The organism is Paenibacillus glycanilyticus NBRC 16618 (assembly GCF_004000805.1).
Lineage (GTDB): Bacteria > Bacillota > Bacilli > Paenibacillales > Paenibacillaceae > Pristimantibacillus > Pristimantibacillus glycanilyticus.
Genome location: NZ_BILY01000052.1, coordinates 16,647 through 40,218 on the forward strand (window position 1 = coordinate 16,647; position 23,572 = coordinate 40,218).

Consider the following 23,572-nt stretch of genomic DNA (forward strand, 5'->3'; position numbering starts at 1 on the left):
ACAGGCCTAGCAACGTAAGAAAGGAGGCGGCTGGTGGCATTCCATCGCATTTATGTTCGCGTCAGATGGCTCTTTATCCTTCTTATCGTTCTTATGCTTGCCATCTGCAAGCTTCCCGTCATGGCCGAGCCTCAATTGACGGAGGACGAGCAGGTCAATCAGATACTGGAGAAGAGCTTGTCTATCGTTGAGATTGACAAAGAAATCGCACGCATACAAGCAGAAAAAGAAAAGGTTGCGGGCGACATGACCGTCACCGACAAACGGATTGCGCAGCGCGAACAGGAAATCAAGGAGAAGCGGGAAGAAGCGGGAAAAGTGCTTCGCGCTTATTATATGGGTGAACGCGAGCTTCTGCTGCGCGCGATTATTTCCTTCCATTCGATTCACGATTTATTCGCTATGCTGGACTACGTAGACATTATTTTTTCGCGGGACCGGAACACGCTTGATTCTTACACGAAGGAATATAAGAGCTTGAAAGAGGAATACGTCAAATTGGACGGAAGAAAAACGGAGCTCGAAGATATCGAAAACCGGCTTCAAACCCAGCGCAGCCGGGTTGCGCAGCTGGAGCAGCAGATTGACGGCCAGCTCGCCGGACGTTCCGACGCGGATCGGCTTCGCCTGCTGATGCAAGAGCTGACGAATTATTGGGAATCGGCCGGACTTGAGGAAGTGGAGCAGTATTTCGACGCTTTGTCCAAAGCGATGAACAAGCTGCCCAGCTGGATTGAGGACAATAAGGAGTACCTGGAGATAAACGGGTTTAATTATACGATTCGTATTCCGGAAGACGCTCTGAACGCTTTCCTTCGGGAGCAGGATAAACGGTTTAACGACTTCTCCTTCCGGTTTGAAGACGGCAAAGTAATCGCATCAGGCAAGCACGATAATATGGAAATTGCCGTCTCCGGTCATTACACCGTGGAAGACAAGCCAAAGAACGGCATTGTATTCCATGTCGATGAGTTGTTGTTTAACGGTTTCGCACTGCCTGACACGACGCGGAAAGCGCTTGAAGACAAATTTGATCTCGGTTTTTATCCCGGTGATATCATTAAATTCATACAAGCTAAATCGGTTGAAATGAAAGACAAGGAGCTCACTGTTTATTTGAAGATGAAGCTGTAACCGATTGGATAAAGGCGGCAATGTCTGTCGCCCCGCTCGTATACAGCTGCCATGAAGCTTCCCATCGGCTCCATTCCTTATGCCAGTTCGGGGCAGGCGGTTCGCCGATTGGCTCTTCATTTAGCAAAGGCAACCACCATGTAGGCGGATATTGGGCCGTTGAGCCGGAATATCCGCCTATTTCGTATATCGAATTTTTCGCAGGCAATTTGCCAAGATGTTCGTAATTGCGCCCCTGCTCTGTCACGCTCGTCATCTCTTTAATCCAGCTGAAGGCCGCGTCCGCCCTATCCGTATTCGCCGAAACGACAAAGCTGCTGCTCCCAAGCCATAAGTTGCGAAGCTTAAGCTTATCGATTAGCAGCTTATCCTGCTCGGATTGGGATAGTGCTTTAAAATCCGACCACGATACAACCGAGACAAGCAAACGCTGATTGTCCATCTCCGTGCCAAGCAAGCGTTTATTAACGGCTTTTGACGGAATCGTCAAAGAAGCCGTCTCCGAAAGACGATTAGCCGACTCATCATTCAGAATTAAGGCAGCTGCCCCTCTTTTCTCTGCGCTGCTCCAGGCATCCAGCCAAGCTGCCGTCCCGCTGAAATCCGCAGGCAAATAAAGCAAGGAAGCCGGCGCCGACCCGGAAGCCGTTAGTCGGTCCGCGAGCTGGAGGAAGCTTGTCCAATCCTTGGGAGGATCGCTCATGTTCTGCTCGGTCAGCATAGCTTTATTCCACACAAGAATGGACGGGTCTGCATCGTAAGGTATACCCCAGAGATAACTGTTCCACTTGAGCGGTGCAAGCAGCTTGGCAGGCTGGTCGGACAAAGTGCTTGCCGTATTGACGCTATCAACGGGCTCAAGCAGGCCCATAACGGCGAACTCCCTTACCCAGCCGCTGTCCATCAGCATAATATCGGAGGATGCGCCCAGCAGAAGATCTTGCTTCCAAGTGGCATACGCCTCTTCCTTCGACTCGATATTCAGCAGCTCAACTTGGATGTTGGGGTATTTGAATCTGAAACGTTCATTTGCCTCTTCTAAATTAGCAAATTGCTCAGCCGACATGGAAACGGTTACAACAATGGATTCCATCGGTTCGTCATCCAGCTCGTTAGCGACGGGTCCAGTATTTGAGTCATGGGAGCTGCCGCCGGAAGATGCCGGCTTATGCGGGTCCATGTTAGGAATAAGCAAAATAACGGACAACAGCACTGCTCCTGCAAGGATCATCACAAATCTCCTTGTAGCCACACACTTCTCCCTTTCCGATATATCTTAAGCCCCCGAAGTCTAGTCTATTAAAACCTATCATAGCAATAAAACGCAGAGTTGTCCAAACAAGTCTAGGACTTTATCCCCCCCACCCTATAGGTTAATGGGGCAAACTGCGTATTTGAATGTTCTTTCGGCCACTGTTGCTCGGGAATTCCTTGATTAGACAAGTTAAGGTTGGAATTCCCGAGCAAAGGCGGACGCTACGCTCCTCAAGAATCATTCAAATACTCCGTTCGCCCTATTAACCTTTGCCTTTAAACCGAAAAGCAGCGGTGCTGGGATTTCCCGGCACCGCTGCTTCTTTTAAGGCTAAGTTTATAGAAGATCCGCTGCGAGCTGGGCGAGCTTGGAACGCTCGCCTTTTTCGAGAGTGATGTGACCGCTTATGCCTTCGCTCTTGAAATGCTCGACGATATGCGTGAGACCGTTGCTCACGGCGTCCAGATAAGGATGGTCGATCTGCTCCGGATCGCCCATCAGAACGATTTTACTGCCCTCTCCCACGCGGGAGACAATGGTTTTGACCTCATGCTTCGTTAAGTTCTGTGCTTCGTCGATAATAATGAACTGACCCGGAATCGAGCGTCCGCGAATATAGGTAAGAGCTTCGACTTGGATACTTCCGAGTCCCATTAATATTTTATCGATGTCGCCGGATTTCTTGGTATCGAACAGATATTCAAGATTATCGTAGATCGGCTGCATCCATGGACGCAGCTTTTCTTCCTTCTCGCCCGGCAGGTAACCGATGTCCTTGCCCATCGGCACGACCGGGCGGGCAATTAACAGTTTTTTGTATTTATGCTCATCCTCCACCTTCAAGAGGCCGGCGGCAAGCGCAAGCAGCGTCTTGCCCGTGCCGGCTTTGCCGGTCAGGGTGACAAGCGGGATTTCATCGTTGAGCAGCAGCTCAAGAGCCATGCGCTGCTGAGCGTTGCGGGCCGTAATACCCCAGATCGGGTCATTGCTTAAGAACAACGGCTCTAGGCGTACGCCGTCCTGGCTGACCTTCAGCAGGGCGGATTTGGAGGTTCCCATCTCATCCCGCAGAATTACGAATTCGTTAGGCTTCAGCCTGGCGATATTCTGCATGCTTTTGACCGTCAGGAACCGGTACGTATAAAATTCGTCGATAACAGACGGATGGACAAACAAGGTCTCATAGCCGGCATAAAAATCAGTCGTGGACACGGTCCGGTCGGACAAATAATCCTGGGCTTTGAGGCCCAGCACATCCGCTTTGATCCGGACCAGCACATCTTTGCTTACAAGAACGACAGTGCTGGATTGTTCGTTCTCCAGCTGTTCCAAGTGATAGTTGAGCGCGACGGCAAGAATTCGGTTGTCATTGGTCATTTCTCCAAACATCTCTTGCACTCGCATGAAACTCCGATGATTAAGCTCCACCTTTAACAGTCCGCCGTTAGGAAGCGTTATGCCCTCGTGTAGATGCCCTTCCACCCGCATACCATCGAGCAACCGGGATATGGAACGCGCATTGCGCCCTAGTTCGTCTGCCAGCCTCTTCTTGGAGTCGATTTCTTCCAACACCACCGCGGGAATGATGACTTCGTTATCCTCGAAGGCAAAGAGCGATTGCGGATCATGAAGCAGCACATTAGTGTCGAGCACGAATATTTTTTTCATGAGAACCCTCCCGGCGTCGGTCATTCAATAGATAGACATACATAGCCATACTTGGCTACGGGTACACTACATTCTGATTAGACGATGTGCAACAAGAAAAAGAGGTGGAATCAACATGTACCGGAAACTTATTGCGGCGATCGCTATTGCGGCAATTACGGCTGGCTGCGGCAACGCCCTTCGAAACGAAACATCACCCTCTCCTCAAAATAATGGCTCTGTTCGCGCACAGCAGACAAGTCCTCAGAAAAAAGAAATTGCGAATCCTGAGCAAGTCTCGAGGCATTTGGAACAGCTGGCCATGGGCATCAAAGGTGTTACGAATGCGCACTGCGTGGTGCTCGGAAACACCGCCGTGGATGGGATCGATGTCGACAGCAAGCTTGATCGCTCCAGAGTCGGCACAATCAAATATTCCGTCGCCGAAGCTTTCCATAAAGATCCCTACGGCATTGATGCTATCGTAACAGCCGATATGGATTTGTCACAGCGGCTGAACGAAATCGGTGCGGATATCCGCCGCGGCAGGCCGATCAGCGGCTTTGCGGAAGAGATGGCTGACATTATCGGCCGTATCGTACCGCAGATCCCTCGAGAGGTTATGCCGCAGGATCCGGAAGTACAACAGCGGGCCAACAATTTACACAAACTTCATTAGCTTGTATACCGCGCCATAAGACACAAAAAGCCTAGTGATCATATCACTAGGCTTTCCTTACGACAGTATGTCCGTTTGGACAAGCCTGTCATCAGTTTATTCGGTTCCATCCGGATACATGCCGAGATCGGCACACAGATGCATTCTTCAGCCGCAAGGCTCAAGAGGTTTCCCGAGCGCTCGTCACCGCTTCTTCTATTAAGTGTGAATGTCGCGGCTACGGCTTTGGGCATCCGCATGACCTCCTCTAGGAAGGATTTCATATCCGTACACCTATTATAGCGGTAAAGTAACCGCCAGTCTATGGTTATTCAGCCATTTTCGCTTGCAAAGCCGCACGAGCTTCGCTGAGCTTGGCTTCATCCAGATACACGTACGGACTCTTCCACACGCCTTCTAACGGAATGAATTGAACATCCGAGCTGCTGATGCCGAAATACGTCTTCATCAGGTTCTGAATTTCCTTCGGCGGCATGTCGATTTCCATGTTGTCTCCAACAGCGTCAATAACTTCGCCCATTTTCGTGATTCCGCTTAGCGATTTCATCTTGTCGACGATCTTCGCTACCACTTCGCTTTCGCGCTTGTTGCGGTCGAAATCGCTGGACATGTTTTTGCCGTCGTTCGATTTCCGGTAACGGACAAAATCAAGCGCTTGGTCCCCGTCAAGCTTCTGGAAACCCTTCTTCAGATTGATGTTGGTGCCGTCATAATTATCGACGTACCTCATATCCATATCGACGTTCACTTCAATGCCGCCAAGGGCGTCCACGACGTCCTCAAAGCCTTTAAAGTTAACAACCGCCGTATATTTCAAATCTACGCCAAAAAATTTGCCCAGCATATCCCGAATCGCGCGTTTTGCATCCTCTTCCGCCGCTTCCTTGTCCATGCCTTTTTCGGAACGGGCTTGGCTGAAGAACGTCGCATAGTTGGCGTTCGCCTTGCGCTCGCCATAACCTTCCAGCTGCAGCAAGGAGTCGCGCGGAATGGAAATGACGGTGGCCGATTTGGAATTGGGATTAAAGACGGCCACCATCATGACGTCGGTGTTCATGCCGCCGCCCTTGGCCCTTGTATCGAGGCCAAGCAATACCATTCCTACTGCTTTCTTCTTGACGGATTCCGCAGTCGGAATCTTTACGTCATCGTTAGAAACCGTACCAATTTGCTGGATTGCATTGTTCGCCTTGTTAGCCAAAAATCCGAAGTATGCCACGATAATCAAAATAACAGCTAAAAATAGCAGTAACACGACTTTCCATACGCGTCTTTTCTTCGGTTGCTTAGGCGATCTAGGAGCAGTCTTGGCATTTGCTCTCCGGGAAGGCAGTTCAGCCGAGCCTTGCGTCATAGGATCATCACCTTTATGTCAGTTATATTTCGGATTGGACCGGATATCAACGAGAAGCTGCTCGGCAGCCTCCCGCGGATACATTTGCAGCTTTGTGCGTCCGTTGCGTTCATATTTGACGTGAACCATCGTCGCATCCGTTGCCGAAATATGCAGATTGGAAACCTCGTGGTCTTCCGACAAAATTTGCGCGAAGAAGTCACGGGTATCCAATGCCGCCCGATCATCCGGCCGGTCTTCGGCTACGATATGAATCTGCAGCCAGTTGAACAAGGCATCATCAAACGTCATTTGCCTGAATCAGCTTCCTTTACGGCGCCGCTGTCGGCCCGGTTATTTTTCCATTTGTCGTAGAGCTGCCGGCCGCGAAGCATAAGCATCATAAGCACGGCAATTCCCATACATTGAATAATAGGAAGCTTGTCAACCTGCAGGACCATCAGCACAAACGAGCCGATGGCCATCAGGATATAGACAAGAACTTCTTTCAGGATCGGAAGCTTCTGATTGTTAGCCCTGAACACTTTGTTGAAGATATAAATCGTAAATCCAAGAATAAGCAAATACGATACGGCGTGATGGTCGCTCAACCATTGCTGCATGCCGTGACCCCCTTATGCCTGCCAGGTGATTATGCGTTTGCTTGCGCCATTTTGCGGTGCTTCTCGGCACGCTCGCGCTCGCTCTTATTCAAGATTTTTTTACGCAGACGAATCGACTTCGGCGTAATTTCGCAATATTCGTCATCGTTCAGATACTCGAGCGCTTGCTCAAGGGAGAACAGACGAGGCGTTTTGAGCTTAACGGTATCATCTTTGCCGGCGGAACGCACGTTAGTCAGTGCCTTCTCTTTACAGATGTTTACGATGATGTCGTTATCGCGGGTATGCTCGCCAACGATCATGCCTTCGTAAATTTCGGTGCCTGGCTCAACGAATTGAATACCGCGGTCTTCCACGCCCAGCATGCCGTAGAAGGTCGATGTTCCCGTCTCGCTCGATACGAGTACGCCTTGGTGACGGCCGCCAACTCCGGCTGCAAGTGGACCGTAGCTGTCGAATGCATGGTTCATAATGCCGTAGCCGCGCGTCAAAGTGAGGAACGAAGTACGGTAGCCGATCAAACCGCGTGCGGGAATGATGAATTCCAGACGAACTTGGCCGTTGCCGTTGTTGATCATGTTCACCATCTCGGCTTTGCGCGTTCCAAGGCTTTCCATAACGGCGCCCATGCTGTCTTCCGGAACGTCAATCAGAAGGCGTTCGTACGGCTCGGACTTCACGCCGTCAACTTCCTTAATGATTACTTCCGGTTTGGATACTTGAAGCTCGAATCCTTCACGGCGCATATTCTCGATCAGAATGCCGAGGTGAAGCTCGCCACGGCCAGACACGATAAAGGCGTCAGGGCTTTCCGTTTCTTCAACGCGCAGCGCAACGTCAGTCTCAAGCTCCTTGAACAGACGCTCGCGAAGCTTACGGGAAGTAACCCATTTGCCTTCGCGGCCCGCGAACGGAGAGTTGTTGACAAGGAACGTCATTTGCAGCGTAGGCTCGTCGATTTTCAGAACCGGCAAAGCTTCCGGTTTCGAAGGATCGGCAATGGTCTCGCCGATATTAATGTCTTTAATACCCGCGATCGCAACGATGTCGCCTGCGCCCGCTTCTTCGATCTCGATACGCTTCAGACCCTGGAAGCCAAACAGCTTCTCGATGCGGGCTTGCTTCACGGCACCCTCACGGTTAATTACCGCAACGGATTGTCCTTGACGAACGATACCGCGGTTCACGCGGCCAACCGCGATACGGCCCAGGTATTCATTGTAGTCAAGCAGGGTTACAAGATATTGAAGCGGCTCATCAACCGTTTCGGTTGGATGAGGAATGTGGCTTACGATCGTGTCGTACAAAGCTTGCATGTTGTCATCTTGCTTCTCGGGATCAAGGCTGGAAGTACCCATCAATGCGGAAGCATACACAACCGGGAACTCCAGTTGATCGTCATTCGCGCCAAGCTCGATGAACAGGTCGAGCACTTCATCAATAACTTCCGTAGGGCGGGCATTCGGACGGTCAATTTTATTAACGACAACAATCGGCGTAAGGTTGCTCTCGAGTGCTTTGCGCAGTACGAATTTTGTTTGCGGCATGCAGCCTTCAAACGCGTCGACAACGAGCAATACGCCGTCAACCATCTTCATGATCCGTTCTACTTCACCGCCAAAGTCCGCGTGTCCAGGTGTATCGACGATATTGATCAGGTAGTCTTTATAAGTAATCGCCGTATTTTTCGCCAGGATGGTAATACCGCGTTCGCGTTCCAAGTCGTTGGAATCCATTGCGCGCTCCTGTACAGCTTCATGTTCTCTGAATGTACCTGATTGCTGCAGCAGCTTATCGACCAAAGTTGTTTTGCCGTGGTCTACGTGGGCGATAATCGCAATATTCCGGATGTTTTCTCTTGCTTGCATAACTAATAATCCACTCCATTTTGTCTAATTTTCTTTCCTTACACAACTTACCGGACACTTACCAGCGGCGCGAGCGGTTTGTGATTACCATCCAGCCGCCGGCAATCATCAGGACAAGCGCAACAAGATAAATTCCCCAGCTCCATAACAAGACGAGCAACAGAAAAACTGCTGAAGCAACGGCAAGCGCTACAGACGCCGTAAGCGCAAATCGCGGGCGGGACGAGCCAAATAAATAATATTCGTAAAGACCGATGGCTGCGCCAAGCAGGAACAGCGGCCACAAATATTTCAGTGCATCCCATCCAGAAATGTTGCAAACCATAAACAGCAGCGCAGACACGGTTAGTATTCCACCTGGTACAAGCGCTGCCGCGGGAAGAAGCCTGCCAAAATAAAATACATGCAGAAGAATTCCCGGAATGAGGACGAGCAGCGGCCAAAAAATAGCCCCCAAAAAGCTGAATACACCAAGTTTGCCCAGTAAAATAACGACCCCAGCTAGTAACACAATAATTCCAGCGGAATATTTGTTATTAGGCATTTGCGTTCCGCTCCTTACAACGTCTACCCCCATACAGACGTACGACGCCAGTTTTTATCTATCATAGTTTAAAGGAACTGCGATGAAAATACCAGCGGGAACAGAAGGAACATTGCAAAAAAATACCGTTCACCTGTGAACGGTTTGTGAAAATGGGGTTTAAGTTCTCCGCTTCAATAAACCGATAATGACGACAAACGGGATGCAAAGCAGCGGTATAGCCTCGGCAGCCGTTCGTGATCCGTTAAACAATAAGGCATCCATTCCCGGATCATGGACAAGCATTCCTCCCGCGGCATAACCAAGAAGCCCGGCGCCGATATACACAAGCGGAGGAAATTTGTGCAATAGAGTACCCAGAATCTGGCTCCCCCAAATGATCATCGGAATGCTAAGCGCGATCCCAAGCAGAATAAGCACCGTATCCCCGTCCGCTACCGCCGCTATCGCCAGGACATTATCGAGACTCATAATAAAATCCGCCATGACGATTGTGCGTACCGCCTGGGACAACGACTTGGATTTTTTGCGGGGCATATGCAGATCGCCCTCGCCCTCCTGTCCGGCATCCGCGAGGAGCTTTGCCGCGATATACAGCAAAAGCAGCGATCCGATAGCCTGCAAATAAGGAATCTGAAGCAAAGAAATAGCAGCCAGCGTCAGCAGGCATCGCAGCCCGACGGCAGCAAGCGCCCCCCACCATACCGCCCTTTTGCGCTCCTTTGGAGGCAGCTGTTGGCTGGCCATTGCAATAACGACGGCATTATCTCCGCTTAATAACAGGTTAATCAGGACAATTTGAAGAAAAGTCAGCACACTATCCATTTTGCGTTCGCCCCCTCTCTTACCACCTGTATGAGAAACGGACAAGTTTTATGAAGGGATGTCCCAAAAATTTTTGAATCCTCCCCCGTCCTTCGTGCGTAGTAAATGAAGTCTTTCGAGACTATTGGGATTTTTGTCGGAAGGGAGGGTCACGAATAATGGATGTATTTACAGTAGATTTTTGGCTGGCACTGCTTAATATTGTCTTTATCGATCTCATTCTGGCAGGCGACAACGCCATTGTTATCGGTATGGCCGCCCGCAACTTGCCGCAGCATCAGCAGAAGAAAGCCGTCCTGTGGGGTACGGTAGGCGCAATCGGCATCCGGATCATCGCTACCGTCGCCGTGGTGCGGCTGCTCGGTTTGCCTTGGCTCCATCTTGCAGGCGGTCTCCTGCTTTTATGGATTGCATATAAGCTGCTTGTACAGGAAGACGATAAGCATGGCGACATCAAAGCCGGCAATACGCTTTGGCAGTCGATTCAGACCATCATTATCGCCGATGCGGCAATGGGAATCGATAACGTCATCGCGGTCGCAGGCGCCTCGCATGGCAACACGCTGCTTGTCATTTTAGGCCTCCTGATCAGCGTACCGGTTATCGTCTGGGGCTCAACTCTCTTCATTAAGCTGATCAACAAATTTACATGGATCATTTATCTGGGCTCCGGTGTACTCGGCTATACAGCAGCCAAGATGATTACCCATGAAAAAGCGTTCGAGGATTTCTTCAAGGACAACCCCGTATATTATTGGTCCTTTGTCATTCTCGTCATCGCGCTGATTATCGCTGCTGGATTATTGACCAACAACCGCAGAAAGCATGCTGTACAAGAAAAAAGCAGAGAAACCGTCTAACGGGTTCTCTGCTTTTTTATTATTTTAGAACCAGCGGTCTTCCCCTGCCGGTTCCTCCTCGGGCTGCGCTTCCGGTGTCAGCTCCATGACCTCCGTACGCTCCACGGCCTCAAGCAGCATTTGCTCCAGCTCCGAAATATAGGATTCCGCCCGCTCCACAACGTTCAAGTTCGGATTCGTGGTTGGCGATTTCGGCAGGAACAACGTACAGCAGTCCTCGTAAGGAAGTATGGAGGTTTCGAAGGTTCCAATCCGCACCGCTTCGTTAATAATTTCCTGCTTGTCCATCATGATAAGCGGCTTCAGCAATGGCAGTACCGTTGCCCGACCGATTACGTTCATGCTGGACAACGTCTGGCTGGCCACCTGGCCGAGGCTCTCTCCCGTTACGATGCCGCCGGCACCGCTTCTGACAGCCAACTGCTCAGTAATGCGGAGCATGGCGCGTCGCATCAGCGTAATCATCATGCTGTCCTGCTTGGCTTGTACGAGCCTTGTCTGAATGTCGGTAAAAGGCACCAGGTGGAGCTTCAGCGGCGCTCCCGCATAGTAGGACAGTCTTCTCGCGAGATCAATGACCTTCTCCTTCGCCTGGTCGCTGGTGAACGGGTAGCTGTGGAAATGCACCGCCTCCAGCTCAAGCCCCTTGCGCATGGCCATCCAGCCCGCTACGGGGCTGTCAATGCCGCCCGACAGCAGCAGCATCGCTTTGCCATTCGAGCCGAACGGGAAACCTCCTGCCCCTGGAATAACGGAGTTGTAGACGAAGGTCCCTTCCTCGTAAGTATCAACGCGCAGCTCCACTTCCGGCTTCCGCACGTCTACTTTCAGATCGGCGAAAGCTCGCAGCACATGGGAACCAACCAAGTGGTTCATTTCCTGCGAAGAATGCGCAAACGGCTTCCAGGCGCGCTTCGCGTTTACCTTGAAGGTTGCCGGTTCTTTCTCCAGCCCTTTCATCACTTGCAAGGCAGCAGCTTGGATATTCTCCAGCTCGTTCTCCGCCTGGATCACCGGGCTGAATGAAATAATGCCGAATACATCCTTCAGACGCTCCGCAATCGGTTCAAACGACTCTCCGTTCAGGGAGATCGTCATCCTGCCGAAAGACTTGGCGTAAGTCAATGCGGCGAAGCTCTTCAGAGCCCGCTTGATCTGCTGCTGCATCCGCTTCTCGAATTGATTGCGGTTGCGTCCCTTCATGACGAGGTCGCCATAACGGACGATTACTTTATCGTAAATCACGTTAAGATTTGCTCCTTTCAAGCGGCTTCAGCTGCGCAACGGTCTTGCTCAGCATGACAACCAGCTTGTCGATATCCTGCTCCGTATGCTCGTCTCCAAAGCTGATGCGGATGCCTCCCGCCGCACGCTCGGGTGCTGCTCCCATCGCCAGCAGCACCTTGCTTGGCTTGTTATCCTTCGAGGAGCAGGCCGATTTCGTCGAGATGATGGCGCCTTGCTCCTCCATCATGTGGACGATAACTTCCGGCTTCATGCCCGGATAGGAAAAATGCACGATATGCGGCGCCATAACCGCCGCGTCCTCGCTGCCGTTCAGCACAAGCTGCGGAATATCCGCAACCTGCCGGAGCAGCCGCTCGCGCAGCGCATACATCCGGCTGCGGTTCTTCTCTTCGGCCTGCATGCTCATCCGCAGCGCCTTAGCGGAAGCGACAATGCCCGGCACATTTTGCGTGCCAGCCCGCATGCCGCGTTCCTGCGAGCCTCCGGATTGCAGCGGCTGCAATTGCAGCCCTTCCCGCACATAAAGATAACCAACGCCTTTAGGGCCGCGAAGCTTATGCGCCGAACCGCTAAGCAGATCGATTCTCCACTCCTTAAGTTTAACGGGGAGTTTGCCGATGCTCTGCACCGCATCCACATGGAACAGGATACGCGGATATTCGGACAGCAGCCGGCCGATCTTCTCAATCGGCTGTATGGATCCTACTTCATTATTGACATGCATGATGCTGATCAATATCGTCTCATCCGTTATAGACGCCTTTAGTTGTTTGAGATCCACATGCCCCGTCGAGCTGACAGGCAAATAGGTTACCCGGAAGCCTTCTTGTTCAAGCTGGCGGAAGGCATCATTGACGGAAGAATGCTCAATCTGGGTCGTAATGAGATGATTGCCCCGGCTGCGGAATTGTCTGGCCGCGCCTTTTACCGCGAGGTTATTGCTTTCCGTTCCGCCCGAAGTGAACAGCCACTCCTCCGGCTTTACGCCGAACTGCTCCGCAAGCACGGAACGGGAACGGGTAATCAGCTTGTCGGCTTCAACTCCCGCACGGTGAATGGAGGAAGGATTGGCGTAATGGGCTTTCATCACTTCCGCGAACGTATCCGCGACCTCCGCATAAGGCGGGGTGGATGCGCAATGATCGAAATACAGCATATATTCACAACACCTTTCCTAAAAAGAGAAAACCTCTACCGGGACCGTTCCTGAGGAACGGCCGCGTTTAGAGGCAAGTTGTATCTCCAAACCAAAATTAAAAATACTATCAAGCGGACTAATGTCGGGCTCCAAGCACCTTGCCAATGTACCGCTGCGTTTCCTCAGGAAGCTTGTCCAGATTAGCGAGCAGTTCGCTGTCCGTCGAGATGCCAAGCCGGTCGATCCGGCCGGGACCCGCATTATAAGCGGCTAGGGCTACTTGTTCATTACCGTTGTATTTGCCAAGCAGATAGGATAAATATTTCGAACCGCCATCAATGTTCTGCTGCGGATCGAGGGAATCCGTTACCCCAAGACCGCGGGCAGTCGAATCCATCAGCTGCATAAGTCCTTTTGCCCCAACGGAGGATACCGCGCCGGAATTGAATCCGGACTCCGTACGAATAACCCCTCTGATCAGCTCGGGATCAATGCCGTATTTGGCCGCAGCCTCTGTAATCAGAGCATCATAGTCGGTTGGAGAGGAGCTGCTTGACTGGTCAGTCGCTCCGCTTAATGCGGCACTGTACAAACTAGGCACGCTAGCCAGCTTGGCAAGCGAATCCGAAGTCAGCATACTTGGCTCAATACTAGCCGTATCGGCGAAATCGCCGTTCATATATTGAGACAGCAAAAAGTCAAACATGGACGCGCTGCCGTCGCCGCTATTCACGTCAAGCGGATTAGCCGCCGTTTGAAAATCCAGAGTTGGTGAAAGCTGCAGCTGGAGCAGCTGCTTCAACGTACGAGAGTCGATACTCATGGGGTCCTCCAGTCGAATAAAAAGGGTATAAATGATGTATCGGTTTTTATTGTACATGTTTTTACTTATAACGGCTAGTACTGCGGTTCCCATGCATAGAAAAAGCAGCTCCAACGCATCGGAGCTGCTCTTTCCTATAGCGATATTATTTGAAAACTTTAACGCGCTCGTCGATTGGCTGGAATTGCTTCTCGCCCGGAGCTGCAGTTGGAGTACCAAACGGCATTTGAGCAATCAGCTGCCAGCTGGCAGGAATGTCCCAAGTTTGCTTCACTTCTTCGTCGATCAGCGGGTTGTAATGCTGGAGGGAAGCGCCAAGGCCTTGCTCCTCAAGCAAAGTCCATACAACGTATTGAACGATTGCGGAAGAGTGCTGCGACCATTTAGGGAAGTTGTCGGCATAGCTTGGGAACTGTTGTTGAAGGCCTTCAACGACAGTTGTGTCTTCGAAGAACAGCACCGAGCCATAGCCTGCCTTGAAGCTGTCAACACGTTGTTCCGTAGAAGCGAATTGATCGGCAGGTACAATTTTGCGGAGCGTTTCTTTTACGATGTTCCACAGTTTAGCGTGGTTTTCGCCAAGCAATACAACTGTGCGTGCGCTTTGGGAGTTGAATGCGGACGGCGAGTATTTTACCGCATCTTGCACAAGGCTGATGATTTGGTCATCCGAAATTGGCGATTGATTGCTGATAGCATAATAAGTGCGTCTTGCTTTGATCGCCTCGATAAGGGATTTCGAAATAGTAGAAGTATTTGACATTTTTGTCTGCCTCCTAGGTTGTTTTTAAGTAACTTTCTTTATGTTAGTAACATTACATTGCTCCGAAGGCTATGTCAAGCACTTCACCATTTATTTTGTCTAATCCGCTCTCTAATACAAGTGTCAAGATTGGCCAGCGAACAACGCAAAAAAGCCGCTCCCAAAAGGAACGGCCTCGTCTGAGCTCTTATTCGGTCACCGTAATCGTAATTGGCGAATACTCTCCGATAACGGTCTGGCCATGAACGGATACGCTGCCTTCCGGCGACAGATCCTTTTCCGTCATAATGCCAAGCGCTACCGTGAACTGGTTGAATTTCACCGGCACGTTACGCTCTCTGCGTACTTCCGTACCGTTTACGTAAAAAACAATCTCGTCATTTTCGCGGTTGTACGTAATTTTGTACGTATTGAACTCGCGAGCCTGAAATTCGGTTGATTCCTTGAATACGCAAAAATATCTTGTCTTGTCCGTCTCCGGTACGGAAACACCAGGGAATGGCAGAACCGCATATACGCTTGCGTATTTGTCGTTGCCTGCAAAGAAGTCCAGCGCGCCGCCCGTAGTGAAGTCAAGCAGGTTTAACGAAGCATAACCGTCGTACAGATCGCCGGGCGCCGTGTTCTGCGAACGGGCACGGATCTGAAGCTCGAAGCTGATCTCGCCCTTCTCCGGCACTTCCACCGGCTTCGCCGAATAATACATATGCTTGGCATTATCGAGAATCTGAATCTTGTCATGCTTGCGGCTAAGCGGAGCGCGTACGTACAGAATACCATTGCGTACGATAACAACCGCATCCGGCTCGCGGTATTGCCAGAACGTGCCGTCCGGCAGCGGGAAGCCGCCAATCGTCCATACTTTGCCTTCGTCAAGGATTGTATCGAAATCCCCAAGCACCCATTGTTTGCTCATCTTCTATTCCCTCGGCTTTCCTTATGAAATGATGACCGTCTTTTCTTACAAGAGGCCTTGAATGATTAATGCAGCAATCAAAATAACGCCGCAACGGTTAGTCGCCTTAACCGAATTGCCCATCAGCGGCAAGTAAGCGTGGGAAGGATTATGCTCCTTCAGCTTGCCGTATACGGCATACAGCGGTACGGCCGTTACTAATCCTAGCAGCGCGTACCAAGGGAGCGCGCCCGCAAGCACGCAAATAACCAGCGAGACGTAAGCAAGCGCGAGCAGCCATCTGGAGAAGAGCAGCGCTCTTTGTTCTCCCCATACGACAACCAGCGTTTTTTTGCCGGCCTGCTTGTCCGCCTGCCAGTGCAGGAAATGGTGATTAAATAAAATAAGGGTGGTAAGCAGCCCAATCGGAAGCGACAGCAATAACGCGCGGTAATCGAGCTGCGAGGACTGCACATAGTACGCGCCGGCAACGGGCAAAATACCGAACGACAGCAGGATTGCGATTTCGCTATAGCCTTTGCCGCGATAGCCGAAACGAATGGGCGGCGCTACATAGAAGTAAGCGATCAATCCTCCAAGTCCGCCGAATACGATAACCGGCCATCCGCTGATCACCGACAAAATAATGCCGCTGACCGCGGCAATTGCGAATAGCGACCAGGTTACGGCTGCAAACACTCGAATCGACCACGTTCCGTTCGTCAAATAACCGGAATTTGTCGAGATAACCCCTTCGGCCTGCTTGGCAGCTTCATCCGTTCCGTTGTAGTAGTCCCACAAATCATTGATCATATTCGAGAACAAATGCGCCGCGCCCGAGCCAACAAGCGTGAGCAGAAGCAGCCAAATATTAAAGTTGCCGTCCCACACAAAAGCACCCAATGCGCCAAGCGCAACGGGAATAAGCATAACCGGAAGGACGCGTATCCGCGAGGCCTTCATAAACTGCTTCATGATGTTTTTCAAAGCTGCAAGTCTCTCCCTTCTTCATCATCCGTTCAACCTCATCACATGTAATTGAAACACTTTGGGCAAGGGACCGTCAACTGAAAGTATAGGGCGAAAGCATCAATTTCTGACAAAAAAAGAGCTTCCCTGGGCGTTTAGCACCTTGGAAAGCTCTATTTCAAATCCTATCCTCTAGCCTGAATCTTCCGGTTAATCAGGTAGGTCATCATATAGACAAGCAGAACGATGACGGCAGCTTCAAAGAGCAGCGGTCCCCAAAAATTCGGGACACTGGCCTGCACATGAACGACCTGATCAGGGGAATCGGTTATTTTCACGTTAACGGATTTAAAGAACTGATCCGTAGAGACATTCATGCTGGGGAACAGCTTCATTTCCACCCATTGAATGGCGAGCTGCAGCCCAACAAAGAGCGCAGCGCCTATCCAGGATCCCTTTTTCCCTCTGAACACCTTCGCCACCGTAATGCTTGAGAAAACAATGAGCACAAACAAGATACAGGAGATCAGCATCGCCCAGAAGCCTCTGTCCGCCAAAATATCGAATACCCGCAAATGCACCGAATCCACGACACTGCTAAGCACGGTCAGATGGATTACGCCTACAACCCCAATAACAACCAGGCCCGCGATTCCGAGCAAGAGCGGAGACAGCACCGTATATAAGGCAGGCAACGGGAGAAGCCGGCGGTTAAAATACCTAAGGTTGCGCTCGTAAGTCCTGCATACCGTTACGCAAAGCGAAATCGTTATGGCGAGATAGACAAGAAAGGTCAGCACGTAAATCAAGTCCGTATCCAGGTTCTTAACCTCGCCGTACACGGTAACCGCGCCTCCGGTTAATACGAACAAGGCTCCAACGATAAGCAAAAAGCCCGCGTTCCGTTTCCAATCGTATTTAACCAGCTTAAGCAAATTCATCATTCCGCGAACACCTCTTTAAACAGCTCATCCACGCTTTTGCCTTGCGAGAACCGGATCGTCTCCACTTCCTCCTGAAGGACAATGCTTCCGTTCTTGATCAAGATGACCTCGTCGAATATCCGTTCAATGTCCCGTACCAGATGGGTGGATATGATCAAGCAGCTGTCTTCGTTATAATATTTAACGATCGCATCCAATATTTTCTCGCGGGCAACCGGATCTACGCCGCCAATCGGCTCATCCAGCAAATACAGCTTGGCGTTGCGGGACAAAGCCAAGGTCAGCTGCAGCCGTTCGTTCATCCCCTTGGACAGCGTGCTGATCCTGTCCGCAGGCTGCAATTTCATGAACTGCAGCATCTCATCGGCCTTTGCGGCGTCAAAATCCGGATAGAAATCTTTATAAAAGCTTATCGCGTCCTTCACCCGCATCCAGGACTCCGTCAGAGGTTTATCCGGCATAAAAGATGTCAAAGCTTTGGTCCGTTGACCGCTTGGTTCCCCGCAGACGAGCAATTGACCGGAGGATGGCGGCATGAGGCCCGCGGCGATTTTCATCAAGGTGCTTTTGCCGCTGCCGTTGCTGCCGAGCAATCCAATGATCCTGCCGGGCTGGATTTTGAAAGAAACATTGTCCAGCGCACGCTTGGCCCCATACGTTTTCGTTACTCCCGATAGCTCCAAGATCGATTCCACGTCTCTTATTCACTCCTGTCGGTACGACTCTCCGCTTTGCCGTCTTTTACGGCATCCTTCACGATGGCCACGATGTCGTCCTTCTCGAAGCCAAGCTCCCTCATTCCCTGCACAAAGCGTTCGAGCAGCTCGCCCGCCATCTCTTTCTTGATTTGCATAATCGTCGACTCCCTACTCGTCACAAATCGGCCAAGTCCTCGTCTTGTCTCTACAATACCTTCCCGCTCCAGCTCCTGGAACGTACGTTGAATCGTATTGGGGTTAATCTGCAGCTCAAGGGCCATATCCCGCACCGATTCGATTTTATCCCCGGGATTTAATCTGCCGGTAATAATCTGCTTCTTCACATAGTTCATAATCTGAATATAAATCGGCATATTGTTGTCAAATACAATTGTCACGGGTCAAGATTCTCCTTTCCATCTGTCGGCCCCAAACGCCTCGCTTAAGCGATGTCGCGCTTCTTGAAAACGGCGAAGCTGACGGATAGGAACAGCGCCATATATACAAGCAGTATAACAATGGAAAAGGCTAGCGTCATCCCCTCAACCGGCACTGCGTCGCTGCGGTAGACCGACAGGTCCGTATTGGCGAACAGCAAATACTTCGTAATCGAATAACGGGACAGCAGCATAACCAGAAGACTGCCGACCATCATGGAGAAAATACCGATGCCGATTGCCGCACCGTTTGATTTTGTCAGAATGCCAATCATAAAGGTCAGCGTGACGAACACGATGGAGTAAACGGCCAGGCTCGCTATATTGCTAAGAAAATCCGTCCATGTCGATTCTCCCGCTCCGCCGCCGTATACGATATAACCGGCAACAACGGCAAACACGGCTGCGGTTACGACTAACGTCAGCGCGTAAAGCACGGAGACGATATATTTGGATGCTAAAATTTTGTGACGGCTTTGCGCCCGGATCAGGAGAAACTTAATGGTGCCGTAGCGGTATTCCTGCGTTACGCTGCCTGCCGCGGCAAGAACGGCAAGAACCGGAACAAGCTGGCCTGCGGCTTGCAGCATAATCGTGCCGGTCGCGAAATCAACCGTTGAATTCAGGCCGTCAGGAGACAATTTATAGAAAGCAAACGCTAAAATCGCGAAAACGACAGCGAGAATGGCGTAAGCAACGAAGAACGACTTCTTTTTGCTGAGCTTAAGCCACTCGTTAATTAACAATCCCGAAAAATTACGCAATGCGGTTACCCCCCGTCAGCTTCATAAACTCTTCTTCCAAGGTTGCGCGTACTTCCTCAATCCGGTAGATCGCAACGCCTTGGGCCGCAAGCTTCGCGACAATACCCGGAATTTGGTCATGCAGCAGCTTGATGGTAATCCGGTTCGTGAAGGAGTCGGCTTGCGTTACCTCAACCCCTTCGATCTGGCCGATCACTTCTTGCGCTTGCCCCGCATTTCCTACCTGCATGGAGATGGTGAGCACCTTCTGCTTCGGCGATTCCGTCTCTCCGATGGAACGGGCCGTTACGAACCTGCCCTCCTGAATGACGATAACGCGGCTGCACATGAGCTCAATCTCGCTGAGCAAATGGCTGGAGACCAGAATCGCAATGCCTTCGGACTCCGCTATCCGCTTCAAATATTCGCGCATCTCCTTGATTCCCGCGGGATCGAGACCGTTTGTCGGCTCATCGAGAATGAGCAGCTTAGGCTCATGGAGCAGCGCTTGCGCGATGCCAAGTCGCTGGCGCATGCCAAGCGAATAGGCTTTTACCTTTTTGCCGAGCGCCTCCTGCATGCCGACCAGCTTCGTAACTTCCTCAATCCGGTCGTTGGTTACCCCCTCCGTCATCCTCTGGTATTGCTTCAAGTTGTCGTAGCCCGTCATATACGGGTAGAACTCGGGGTTCTCGATAATTCCTCCGACATGCCTAATCGCCTTCTCGAAGTTCGTCCGGACGCTTTGCCCGCAAATCCGCACATCCCCTTCCGACATTCCGATTAAGCCCACAATCATCCGCATCGTTGTTGTTTTGCCTGCCCCGTTTGGACCAAGCAATCCAACAACCTCTCCCTTTGCGATATCAAAGGATAATCCGTCTACAATCGCTTTGCTGCCGATCTTCTTCGTTAAACCGTCCAATTGAAGCACGATAGACGGATTCGTAATTTTTGCCGTTGTCATAGCGCCTCTCCCTTTTGTATTAGTGTTATAGTTGAATAGTACACTAGATCATTAGTGATGTAAAGAGGTTAAAACGAAAATATCCATTTTTTTACGAAAAATAGTTGTTAGCCTAAGGAGACTGTCCTAGAATAGATAAGCACTAACAACCGCTTTGATTGGAGGTTACGAGGATGAGGCTGTTTCATTTCAGCGAGGAAAGCGTTATTGACGTCTTTGTTCCCAGGGTAAAAGCCAACCGGACCGATATGCCGCCCGTTGTCTGGGCGATTGACGAGGAGCATCAATTCACGTTTTTCTTCCCGAGGGATTGTCCCCGGATCGTCTACACGAGATCGGAAGGATTAACCCCCGAAGAGGAACAAAGATTTTTCGGCACGACAGCCGCAAACATTGTTATTACCGTTGAGACCGGCTGGCATGAACGGATAAGGCAGACAACCTTGTACCGATACGAGCTGTCTCCGGAATCCTTCGAGCTATTTGACGAATACGCCGGTTACTACATATCCAAGGAAACCTTAGTCCCCCTTGCGGTAAAGCCGCTTCCCGATCTGCTTGGTCTCTTGGTAGAGCTTGGCATCGAGCTCCGCTTCACCCCGAATCTTCATCCGCTTAGAGAAGCTATTCAACAATCCTCCCTCCGTGACTATGGCATTCACCGGTTCCAGAATGCGCAAGCCGATACAAGACCTTGAAAAACGACAAAGGCTGTCCTCCCCGGAAGGAGAACAGCCTTTGTCTTTGCCTATAAGATTGGAATTAAACTTTAAAGATTGCCGCTTTTTCTTTGAGCTCATACGAGGATTGCTGCAGATTTTGCGCCATCCCTTGCAGATTGTCCGAAATGCTGTTCTGCTCGACGGACAAATGCCCCATCTGCTCCATCTTGCCATTTACCTCGGAGGAGGTATGCAAAAGCTTGTCCACCGCGGTCACGATATGCGTGATGCCGGTTGTAATTTCATTGATGGCCGTCGAAATCTCGCTGACTTGCTCGGACAACGTATGGCTCTGCTTCTCCAGTCCTTTGAACACGTCGCTTGCCGCCGTGGAGGCCTGCTTAGTGGAGAAGATCACCTCGGCGAAGGCGCCCATGCTCTTGCTGCTTGCCGCTACATCCTCTTGGATCAGGTACATTTCTTTCGATATGTTTTTGGAGATCTGATCGGTCTGACCCGACAGCTTGCGGATCTCCTCGGCTACAACTGCGAAGCCCCGTCCATGCTCCCCTGCCCGCGCGGACTCAATCGATGCATTCAGCGACAGCAGATTCGTCTGCGTGTTGACATCCTGGATACTTTCCAGAAACTTCGATACGTTGCTGTAGCGTTCGGTAATGCGGTTAAAAGCTTCCGTTACCTGGTTGAATTGCTCAACCGTCTGGTTAACCATCTGGACAACGCCTTCCATATCCACCGAGCCGGTATGGGAATCGTCTCGCATCTGCTGCATGTCTTTGTTGATATAATCGCTCGACGCCGCAATTTCCTGCGAGCTTGCAGAGATCTGCTCCGTTACCGCCGAGATCGAAGTCGCATCGTCATATTGGGAAAGCAAAACGGTTGTTCCCAGATCGATCTGCCCTTTCACCTGCTCGGATGCCGTACGGTTGCGGGCGATCATATCGCCCATCTGGTTCGACATCTGGAGAACGGTCTGGCTTACGCCTAACGTGGCTTTGATGGTTGCTTTCAAATTATCGCCCATGGATGCTAGCGAACGGTCGATATCGCCAAACTCGTCTTTGCGGTCAAGCGTTAGGTTATATGTAAAATCATTATGCTGATAGGCTTGAATACGTCCCATAATGCCTTGAAGACCAGATCGGATGCTTCTGATCAAACCAATCGTGAACAGGAACGGAATGACGGCCAGAATAAGTACGTTAATCAGGATGATCATATTCGCCGTATCCACGCTTTTCGAGAGAACCTCATCCGTATGCGCCGCATCTACGGTAATCCGGGCGTTGACGTTCTGATTGGCGAACTCCAGCTCATTCAGATAAATATTGACGAGCCTAAGCACTAGCGCCGATTTCATCTCGGCCGTTACATTTTCAAACTGGGTAACATTCGAGCTCTTCAAGTCATTGTAGGCAATCTCGTAGATGTTCGCCTGACCAATGTAGGTCTGCTGCTCCTCTGCCGCAGGGAACATCTTGTCCAGCTTCTCGAATGTTGTCTTCAAATGCTCGATTTGTCCCGGCATATCGGCCAAACGTTCCTTCGGATCGACAACCTCCGCATTCTGGCTGTTATTGTTGTTCTCGATCGAGTTGATCATCATCAGAAGCGTTTGAAGCAGCGAATTAGAGATCCCTTCGTATTCGCGCTGAGCGCTAGTCAATGTATTCGCATTTTTGACGGCATGGGATACCGACAGATTTTGCGTGTAGATAAACGCGCCTGCCCCTACGTTAAACAAAGTGATGATACTGGTCAGCAGAAGCAGCCGCACACCGATCTTTCTTCTGCCCTCCACAAGCTGTTTTCTTGCACCTAGCCATTGCAATGCCTTCTTAACCCATTCCTTCATCCTCGTCGTCTCTCCTCGCTGTCACTGAAAAAAGAAAATAAGCTATCCGGCCATGGACGGGCGGATAGCTGTTTAAGGCACTATGTCCTGCGTCCGGCGGTCTGGCAGCCATCGCTTCTATGCAGCATTAGGCCCATAACTTTGCGTCCTTGCCTTTCGGCAAGTTTGCCTTTTTCAGTTTAATTACGCTATTTTCGACACAAGGACTAGTTTAGGATATATATACCTATTTGTAAACAAAAAATGGCTCAATTCCCAACACTGCGACTTTAGCCTCATCTCTCTTTGAATCGCTCTTCGAAGAAGTTATAATAGAATTCAAATAAAGACAGAGACGGGAGTAATAGACGATGGAATTCCGGTTGGATCTGATTGACGATAAAGTAGAATTTTTTGAAGCTAGCGATCTGCGCACGCTGGAGCTGAAGATCGAGCAGCAGATCGAGAACAATAAAGCACTTCTTCTGCAGGTTCATCATGTTCAGCATCATGCTGCATTTAACGCCAATACGGGTAAAATGCTATACAGCGCCGTTGTTCATTTCAAGGCTAAGAAGCTCTAGAAAATCCTCTCAAAAAAAGTCTTGCATAATCCGTACAAGCTATGGCATAATACGTTTTGTGCCCGACACAAACAA

25 protein-coding genes and 1 riboswitch are annotated in these 23,572 nt (G+C 50.6%); of the genes, 5 read left to right on the forward strand and 20 right to left on the reverse strand.

The genetic code is table 11. The annotated features are described in order from the left end of the window. Window positions 1-33 precede the first annotated feature (33 nt). Complete coding sequence (locus PGL01S_RS27845) at window positions 34-1,134, forward strand: hypothetical protein (RefSeq protein WP_127498527.1); 1,101 nt, start codon at window positions 34-36, stop codon at window positions 1,132-1,134. Here PGL01S_RS27845 and PGL01S_RS27850 read toward each other — a convergent pair. Together PGL01S_RS27850 and PGL01S_RS27855 are read right to left on the reverse strand one after the other, a co-directional pair. After that, window positions 1,106-2,365 (reverse strand): extracellular solute-binding protein, encoded by a 1,260-nt coding sequence (locus PGL01S_RS27850; RefSeq protein ID WP_127498529.1) that lies wholly within the window; start codon window positions 2,363-2,365, stop codon window positions 1,106-1,108. The two genes, PGL01S_RS27845 and PGL01S_RS27850, sit on opposite strands and share 29 nt — an antisense overlap. Before the next feature lie 360 nt (window positions 2,366-2,725). After that, the gene (locus tag PGL01S_RS27855; RefSeq protein WP_127498531.1) at window positions 2,726-4,057 is read right to left on the reverse strand and encodes a PhoH family protein; all 1,332 of its coding nucleotides are present in this window, start codon (window positions 4,055-4,057) and stop codon (window positions 2,726-2,728) included. A 115-nt stretch (window positions 4,058-4,172) separates the two neighbouring features. On the opposite strand from PGL01S_RS27855, the gene PGL01S_RS27860 reads away from it, so the two are divergent. Further along, window positions 4,173-4,715, forward strand: coding sequence for a YhcN/YlaJ family sporulation lipoprotein (locus tag PGL01S_RS27860; RefSeq protein ID WP_127498533.1), 543 nt, complete (start codon window positions 4,173-4,175; stop codon window positions 4,713-4,715). Window positions 4,716-5,022: 307 nt separating this feature from the next. Here PGL01S_RS27860 and PGL01S_RS27865 read toward each other — a convergent pair whose 3' ends face one another. The 6 genes from PGL01S_RS27865 to PGL01S_RS27890 all read right to left on the reverse strand — a co-directional run bounded on the left by PGL01S_RS27865 (window position 5,023) and on the right by PGL01S_RS27890 (window position 9,908). After that, window positions 5,023-6,069 (reverse strand): LCP family protein, encoded by a 1,047-nt coding sequence (locus PGL01S_RS27865; protein WP_127498535.1) that lies wholly within the window; start codon window positions 6,067-6,069, stop codon window positions 5,023-5,025. A gap of 18 nt (window positions 6,070-6,087) precedes the next feature. Next, the gene (locus PGL01S_RS27870; RefSeq protein ID WP_127498537.1) at window positions 6,088-6,360 is read right to left on the reverse strand and encodes a hypothetical protein; all 273 of its coding nucleotides are present in this window, start codon (window positions 6,358-6,360) and stop codon (window positions 6,088-6,090) included. Further along, window positions 6,357-6,671, reverse strand: a complete 315-nt coding sequence (locus PGL01S_RS27875) for a YlaH-like family protein (RefSeq protein ID WP_127498539.1) — start codon at window positions 6,669-6,671, stop codon at window positions 6,357-6,359. The genes PGL01S_RS27870 and PGL01S_RS27875 overlap by 4 nt, the downstream gene beginning before the upstream one ends. Before the next feature lie 29 nt (window positions 6,672-6,700). After that, entirely contained in the window at window positions 6,701-8,539 is a 1,839-nt protein-coding gene (gene typA / locus PGL01S_RS27880) for a translational GTPase TypA (protein WP_127498541.1), read from the reverse strand. 58 nt (window positions 8,540-8,597) lie between these two features. Continuing rightward, a complete protein-coding gene (locus PGL01S_RS27885; RefSeq protein ID WP_127498543.1) occupies window positions 8,598-9,083 on the reverse strand; it encodes a hypothetical protein in 486 nt (161 codons plus the stop codon). 159 nt (window positions 9,084-9,242) lie between these two features. Next, window positions 9,243-9,908, reverse strand: a complete 666-nt coding sequence (locus tag PGL01S_RS27890; RefSeq protein ID WP_127498545.1) for a TerC family protein — start codon at window positions 9,906-9,908, stop codon at window positions 9,243-9,245. Window positions 9,909-10,066: 158 nt separating this feature from the next. Between PGL01S_RS27890 and PGL01S_RS27895 the strand changes: the two genes are divergently transcribed. Further along, window positions 10,067-10,768 carry a TerC family protein gene (locus PGL01S_RS27895; RefSeq protein WP_127498547.1) on the forward strand — a complete coding sequence of 234 codons (702 nt, stop codon included), beginning with the start codon at window positions 10,067-10,069 and terminating at the stop codon, window positions 10,766-10,768. A 24-nt stretch (window positions 10,769-10,792) separates the two neighbouring features. On the opposite strand, the gene thiI is transcribed toward PGL01S_RS27895, so the two are convergent. From thiI to PGL01S_RS27950, 11 genes are all read right to left on the reverse strand, one after another. Next, complete coding sequence (thiI, locus tag PGL01S_RS27900; protein WP_127498549.1) at window positions 10,793-12,013, reverse strand: tRNA uracil 4-sulfurtransferase ThiI; 1,221 nt, start codon at window positions 12,011-12,013, stop codon at window positions 10,793-10,795. A gap of 1 nt (window position 12,014) precedes the next feature. Continuing rightward, complete coding sequence (locus tag PGL01S_RS27905) at window positions 12,015-13,172, reverse strand: cysteine desulfurase family protein (protein WP_127498551.1); 1,158 nt, start codon at window positions 13,170-13,172, stop codon at window positions 12,015-12,017. A 118-nt stretch (window positions 13,173-13,290) separates the two neighbouring features. Continuing rightward, window positions 13,291-13,977: a lytic transglycosylase domain-containing protein gene (locus tag PGL01S_RS27910; RefSeq protein ID WP_127498554.1), complete on the reverse strand. Its 687-nt coding sequence runs from the start codon at window positions 13,975-13,977 to the stop codon at window positions 13,291-13,293. Between the two features lie 145 nt (window positions 13,978-14,122). Beyond that, a complete protein-coding gene (locus PGL01S_RS27915) occupies window positions 14,123-14,722 on the reverse strand; it encodes a nitroreductase family protein (protein ID WP_127498576.1) in 600 nt (199 codons plus the stop codon). 205 nt (window positions 14,723-14,927) lie between these two features. Then, window positions 14,928-15,656, reverse strand: a complete 729-nt coding sequence (locus PGL01S_RS27920) for a DUF6081 family protein (protein ID WP_127498556.1) — start codon at window positions 15,654-15,656, stop codon at window positions 14,928-14,930. 45 nt (window positions 15,657-15,701) lie between these two features. Then, window positions 15,702-16,610 (reverse strand): prenyltransferase, encoded by a 909-nt coding sequence (locus tag PGL01S_RS27925; protein ID WP_127498578.1) that lies wholly within the window; start codon window positions 16,608-16,610, stop codon window positions 15,702-15,704. Window positions 16,611-16,789: 179 nt separating this feature from the next. Continuing rightward, window positions 16,790-17,548 (reverse strand): hypothetical protein, encoded by a 759-nt coding sequence (locus PGL01S_RS27930; protein WP_127498558.1) that lies wholly within the window; start codon window positions 17,546-17,548, stop codon window positions 16,790-16,792. Next, window positions 17,545-18,243 carry an ABC transporter ATP-binding protein gene (locus PGL01S_RS27935; protein WP_127498561.1) on the reverse strand — a complete coding sequence of 233 codons (699 nt, stop codon included), beginning with the start codon at window positions 18,241-18,243 and terminating at the stop codon, window positions 17,545-17,547. The genes PGL01S_RS27930 and PGL01S_RS27935 overlap by 4 nt, the downstream gene beginning before the upstream one ends. A 5-nt stretch (window positions 18,244-18,248) precedes the next feature. Further along, on the reverse strand, window positions 18,249-18,644 hold the full coding sequence (locus PGL01S_RS27940; RefSeq protein ID WP_127498563.1) for a GntR family transcriptional regulator: 396 nt from the start codon (window positions 18,642-18,644) through the stop codon (window positions 18,249-18,251). A gap of 44 nt (window positions 18,645-18,688) precedes the next feature. Beyond that, a complete protein-coding gene (locus PGL01S_RS27945; RefSeq protein ID WP_127498565.1) occupies window positions 18,689-19,447 on the reverse strand; it encodes a DUF2705 family protein in 759 nt (252 codons plus the stop codon). Then, window positions 19,440-20,393 carry an ABC transporter ATP-binding protein gene (locus tag PGL01S_RS27950; RefSeq protein WP_127498568.1) on the reverse strand — a complete coding sequence of 318 codons (954 nt, stop codon included), beginning with the start codon at window positions 20,391-20,393 and terminating at the stop codon, window positions 19,440-19,442. Before PGL01S_RS27950 ends, PGL01S_RS27945 begins: the two co-directional genes overlap by 8 nt. A gap of 173 nt (window positions 20,394-20,566) precedes the next feature. On the opposite strand from PGL01S_RS27950, the gene PGL01S_RS27955 reads away from it, so the two are divergent. Further along, complete coding sequence (locus tag PGL01S_RS27955; RefSeq protein WP_127498570.1) at window positions 20,567-21,091, forward strand: DUF6886 family protein; 525 nt, start codon at window positions 20,567-20,569, stop codon at window positions 21,089-21,091. 64 nt (window positions 21,092-21,155) lie between these two features. Here the strand turns inward: PGL01S_RS27955 and PGL01S_RS27960 are convergent, their stop codons facing one another. Beyond that, complete coding sequence (locus tag PGL01S_RS27960) at window positions 21,156-22,934, reverse strand: methyl-accepting chemotaxis protein (protein WP_127498572.1); 1,779 nt, start codon at window positions 22,932-22,934, stop codon at window positions 21,156-21,158. 92 nt (window positions 22,935-23,026) lie between these two features. Further along, a riboswitch (cyclic di-GMP riboswitch) is annotated at window positions 23,027-23,114 on the reverse strand. A gap of 170 nt (window positions 23,115-23,284) precedes the next feature. On the opposite strand from PGL01S_RS27960, the gene PGL01S_RS27965 reads away from it, so the two are divergent. Further along, the gene (locus tag PGL01S_RS27965) at window positions 23,285-23,497 is read left to right on the forward strand and encodes a YrzA family protein (RefSeq protein ID WP_127498574.1); all 213 of its coding nucleotides are present in this window, start codon (window positions 23,285-23,287) and stop codon (window positions 23,495-23,497) included. Window positions 23,498-23,572 lie beyond the last annotated feature (75 nt).

Bases quoted from the DNA above. Each gene is read 5' to 3' on its own strand.
- PGL01S_RS27850 (WP_127498529.1), bottom strand. From the start codon at position 2,365: ATGATCCTTGCAGGAGCAGTGCTGTTGTCCGTTATTTTGCTTATTCCT.
- PGL01S_RS27855 (WP_127498531.1), bottom strand. From the start codon at position 4,057: ATGAAAAAAATATTCGTGCTCGACACTAATGTGCTGCTTCATGATCCG.
- PGL01S_RS27860 (WP_127498533.1), top strand. From the start codon at position 4,173: ATGTACCGGAAACTTATTGCGGCGATCGCTATTGCGGCAATTACGGCT.
- PGL01S_RS27865 (WP_127498535.1), bottom strand. From the start codon at position 6,069: ATGACGCAAGGCTCGGCTGAACTGCCTTCCCGGAGAGCAAATGCCAAG.
- PGL01S_RS27870 (WP_127498537.1), bottom strand. From the start codon at position 6,360: ATGACGTTTGATGATGCCTTGTTCAACTGGCTGCAGATTCATATCGTA.
- PGL01S_RS27875 (WP_127498539.1), bottom strand. From the start codon at position 6,671: ATGCAGCAATGGTTGAGCGACCATCACGCCGTATCGTATTTGCTTATT.
- typA (WP_127498541.1), bottom strand. From the start codon at position 8,539: ATGCAAGCAAGAGAAAACATCCGGAATATTGCGATTATCGCCCACGTA.
- PGL01S_RS27885 (WP_127498543.1), bottom strand. From the start codon at position 9,083: ATGCCTAATAACAAATATTCCGCTGGAATTATTGTGTTACTAGCTGGG.
- PGL01S_RS27890 (WP_127498545.1), bottom strand. From the start codon at position 9,908: ATGGATAGTGTGCTGACTTTTCTTCAAATTGTCCTGATTAACCTGTTA.
- PGL01S_RS27895 (WP_127498547.1), top strand. From the start codon at position 10,067: ATGGATGTATTTACAGTAGATTTTTGGCTGGCACTGCTTAATATTGTC.
- PGL01S_RS27905 (WP_127498551.1), bottom strand. From the start codon at position 13,172: ATGCTGTATTTCGATCATTGCGCATCCACCCCGCCTTATGCGGAGGTC.
- PGL01S_RS27910 (WP_127498554.1), bottom strand. From the start codon at position 13,977: ATGAGTATCGACTCTCGTACGTTGAAGCAGCTGCTCCAGCTGCAGCTT.
- PGL01S_RS27920 (WP_127498556.1), bottom strand. From the start codon at position 15,656: ATGAGCAAACAATGGGTGCTTGGGGATTTCGATACAATCCTTGACGAA.
- PGL01S_RS27925 (WP_127498578.1), bottom strand. From the start codon at position 16,610: ATGAAGCAGTTTATGAAGGCCTCGCGGATACGCGTCCTTCCGGTTATG.
- PGL01S_RS27930 (WP_127498558.1), bottom strand. From the start codon at position 17,548: ATGATGAATTTGCTTAAGCTGGTTAAATACGATTGGAAACGGAACGCG.
- PGL01S_RS27950 (WP_127498568.1), bottom strand. From the start codon at position 20,393: ATGACAACGGCAAAAATTACGAATCCGTCTATCGTGCTTCAATTGGAC.
- PGL01S_RS27955 (WP_127498570.1), top strand. From the start codon at position 20,567: ATGAGGCTGTTTCATTTCAGCGAGGAAAGCGTTATTGACGTCTTTGTT.
- PGL01S_RS27960 (WP_127498572.1), bottom strand. From the start codon at position 22,934: ATGAAGGAATGGGTTAAGAAGGCATTGCAATGGCTAGGTGCAAGAAAA.
- PGL01S_RS27965 (WP_127498574.1), top strand. From the start codon at position 23,285: ATGGAATTCCGGTTGGATCTGATTGACGATAAAGTAGAATTTTTTGAA.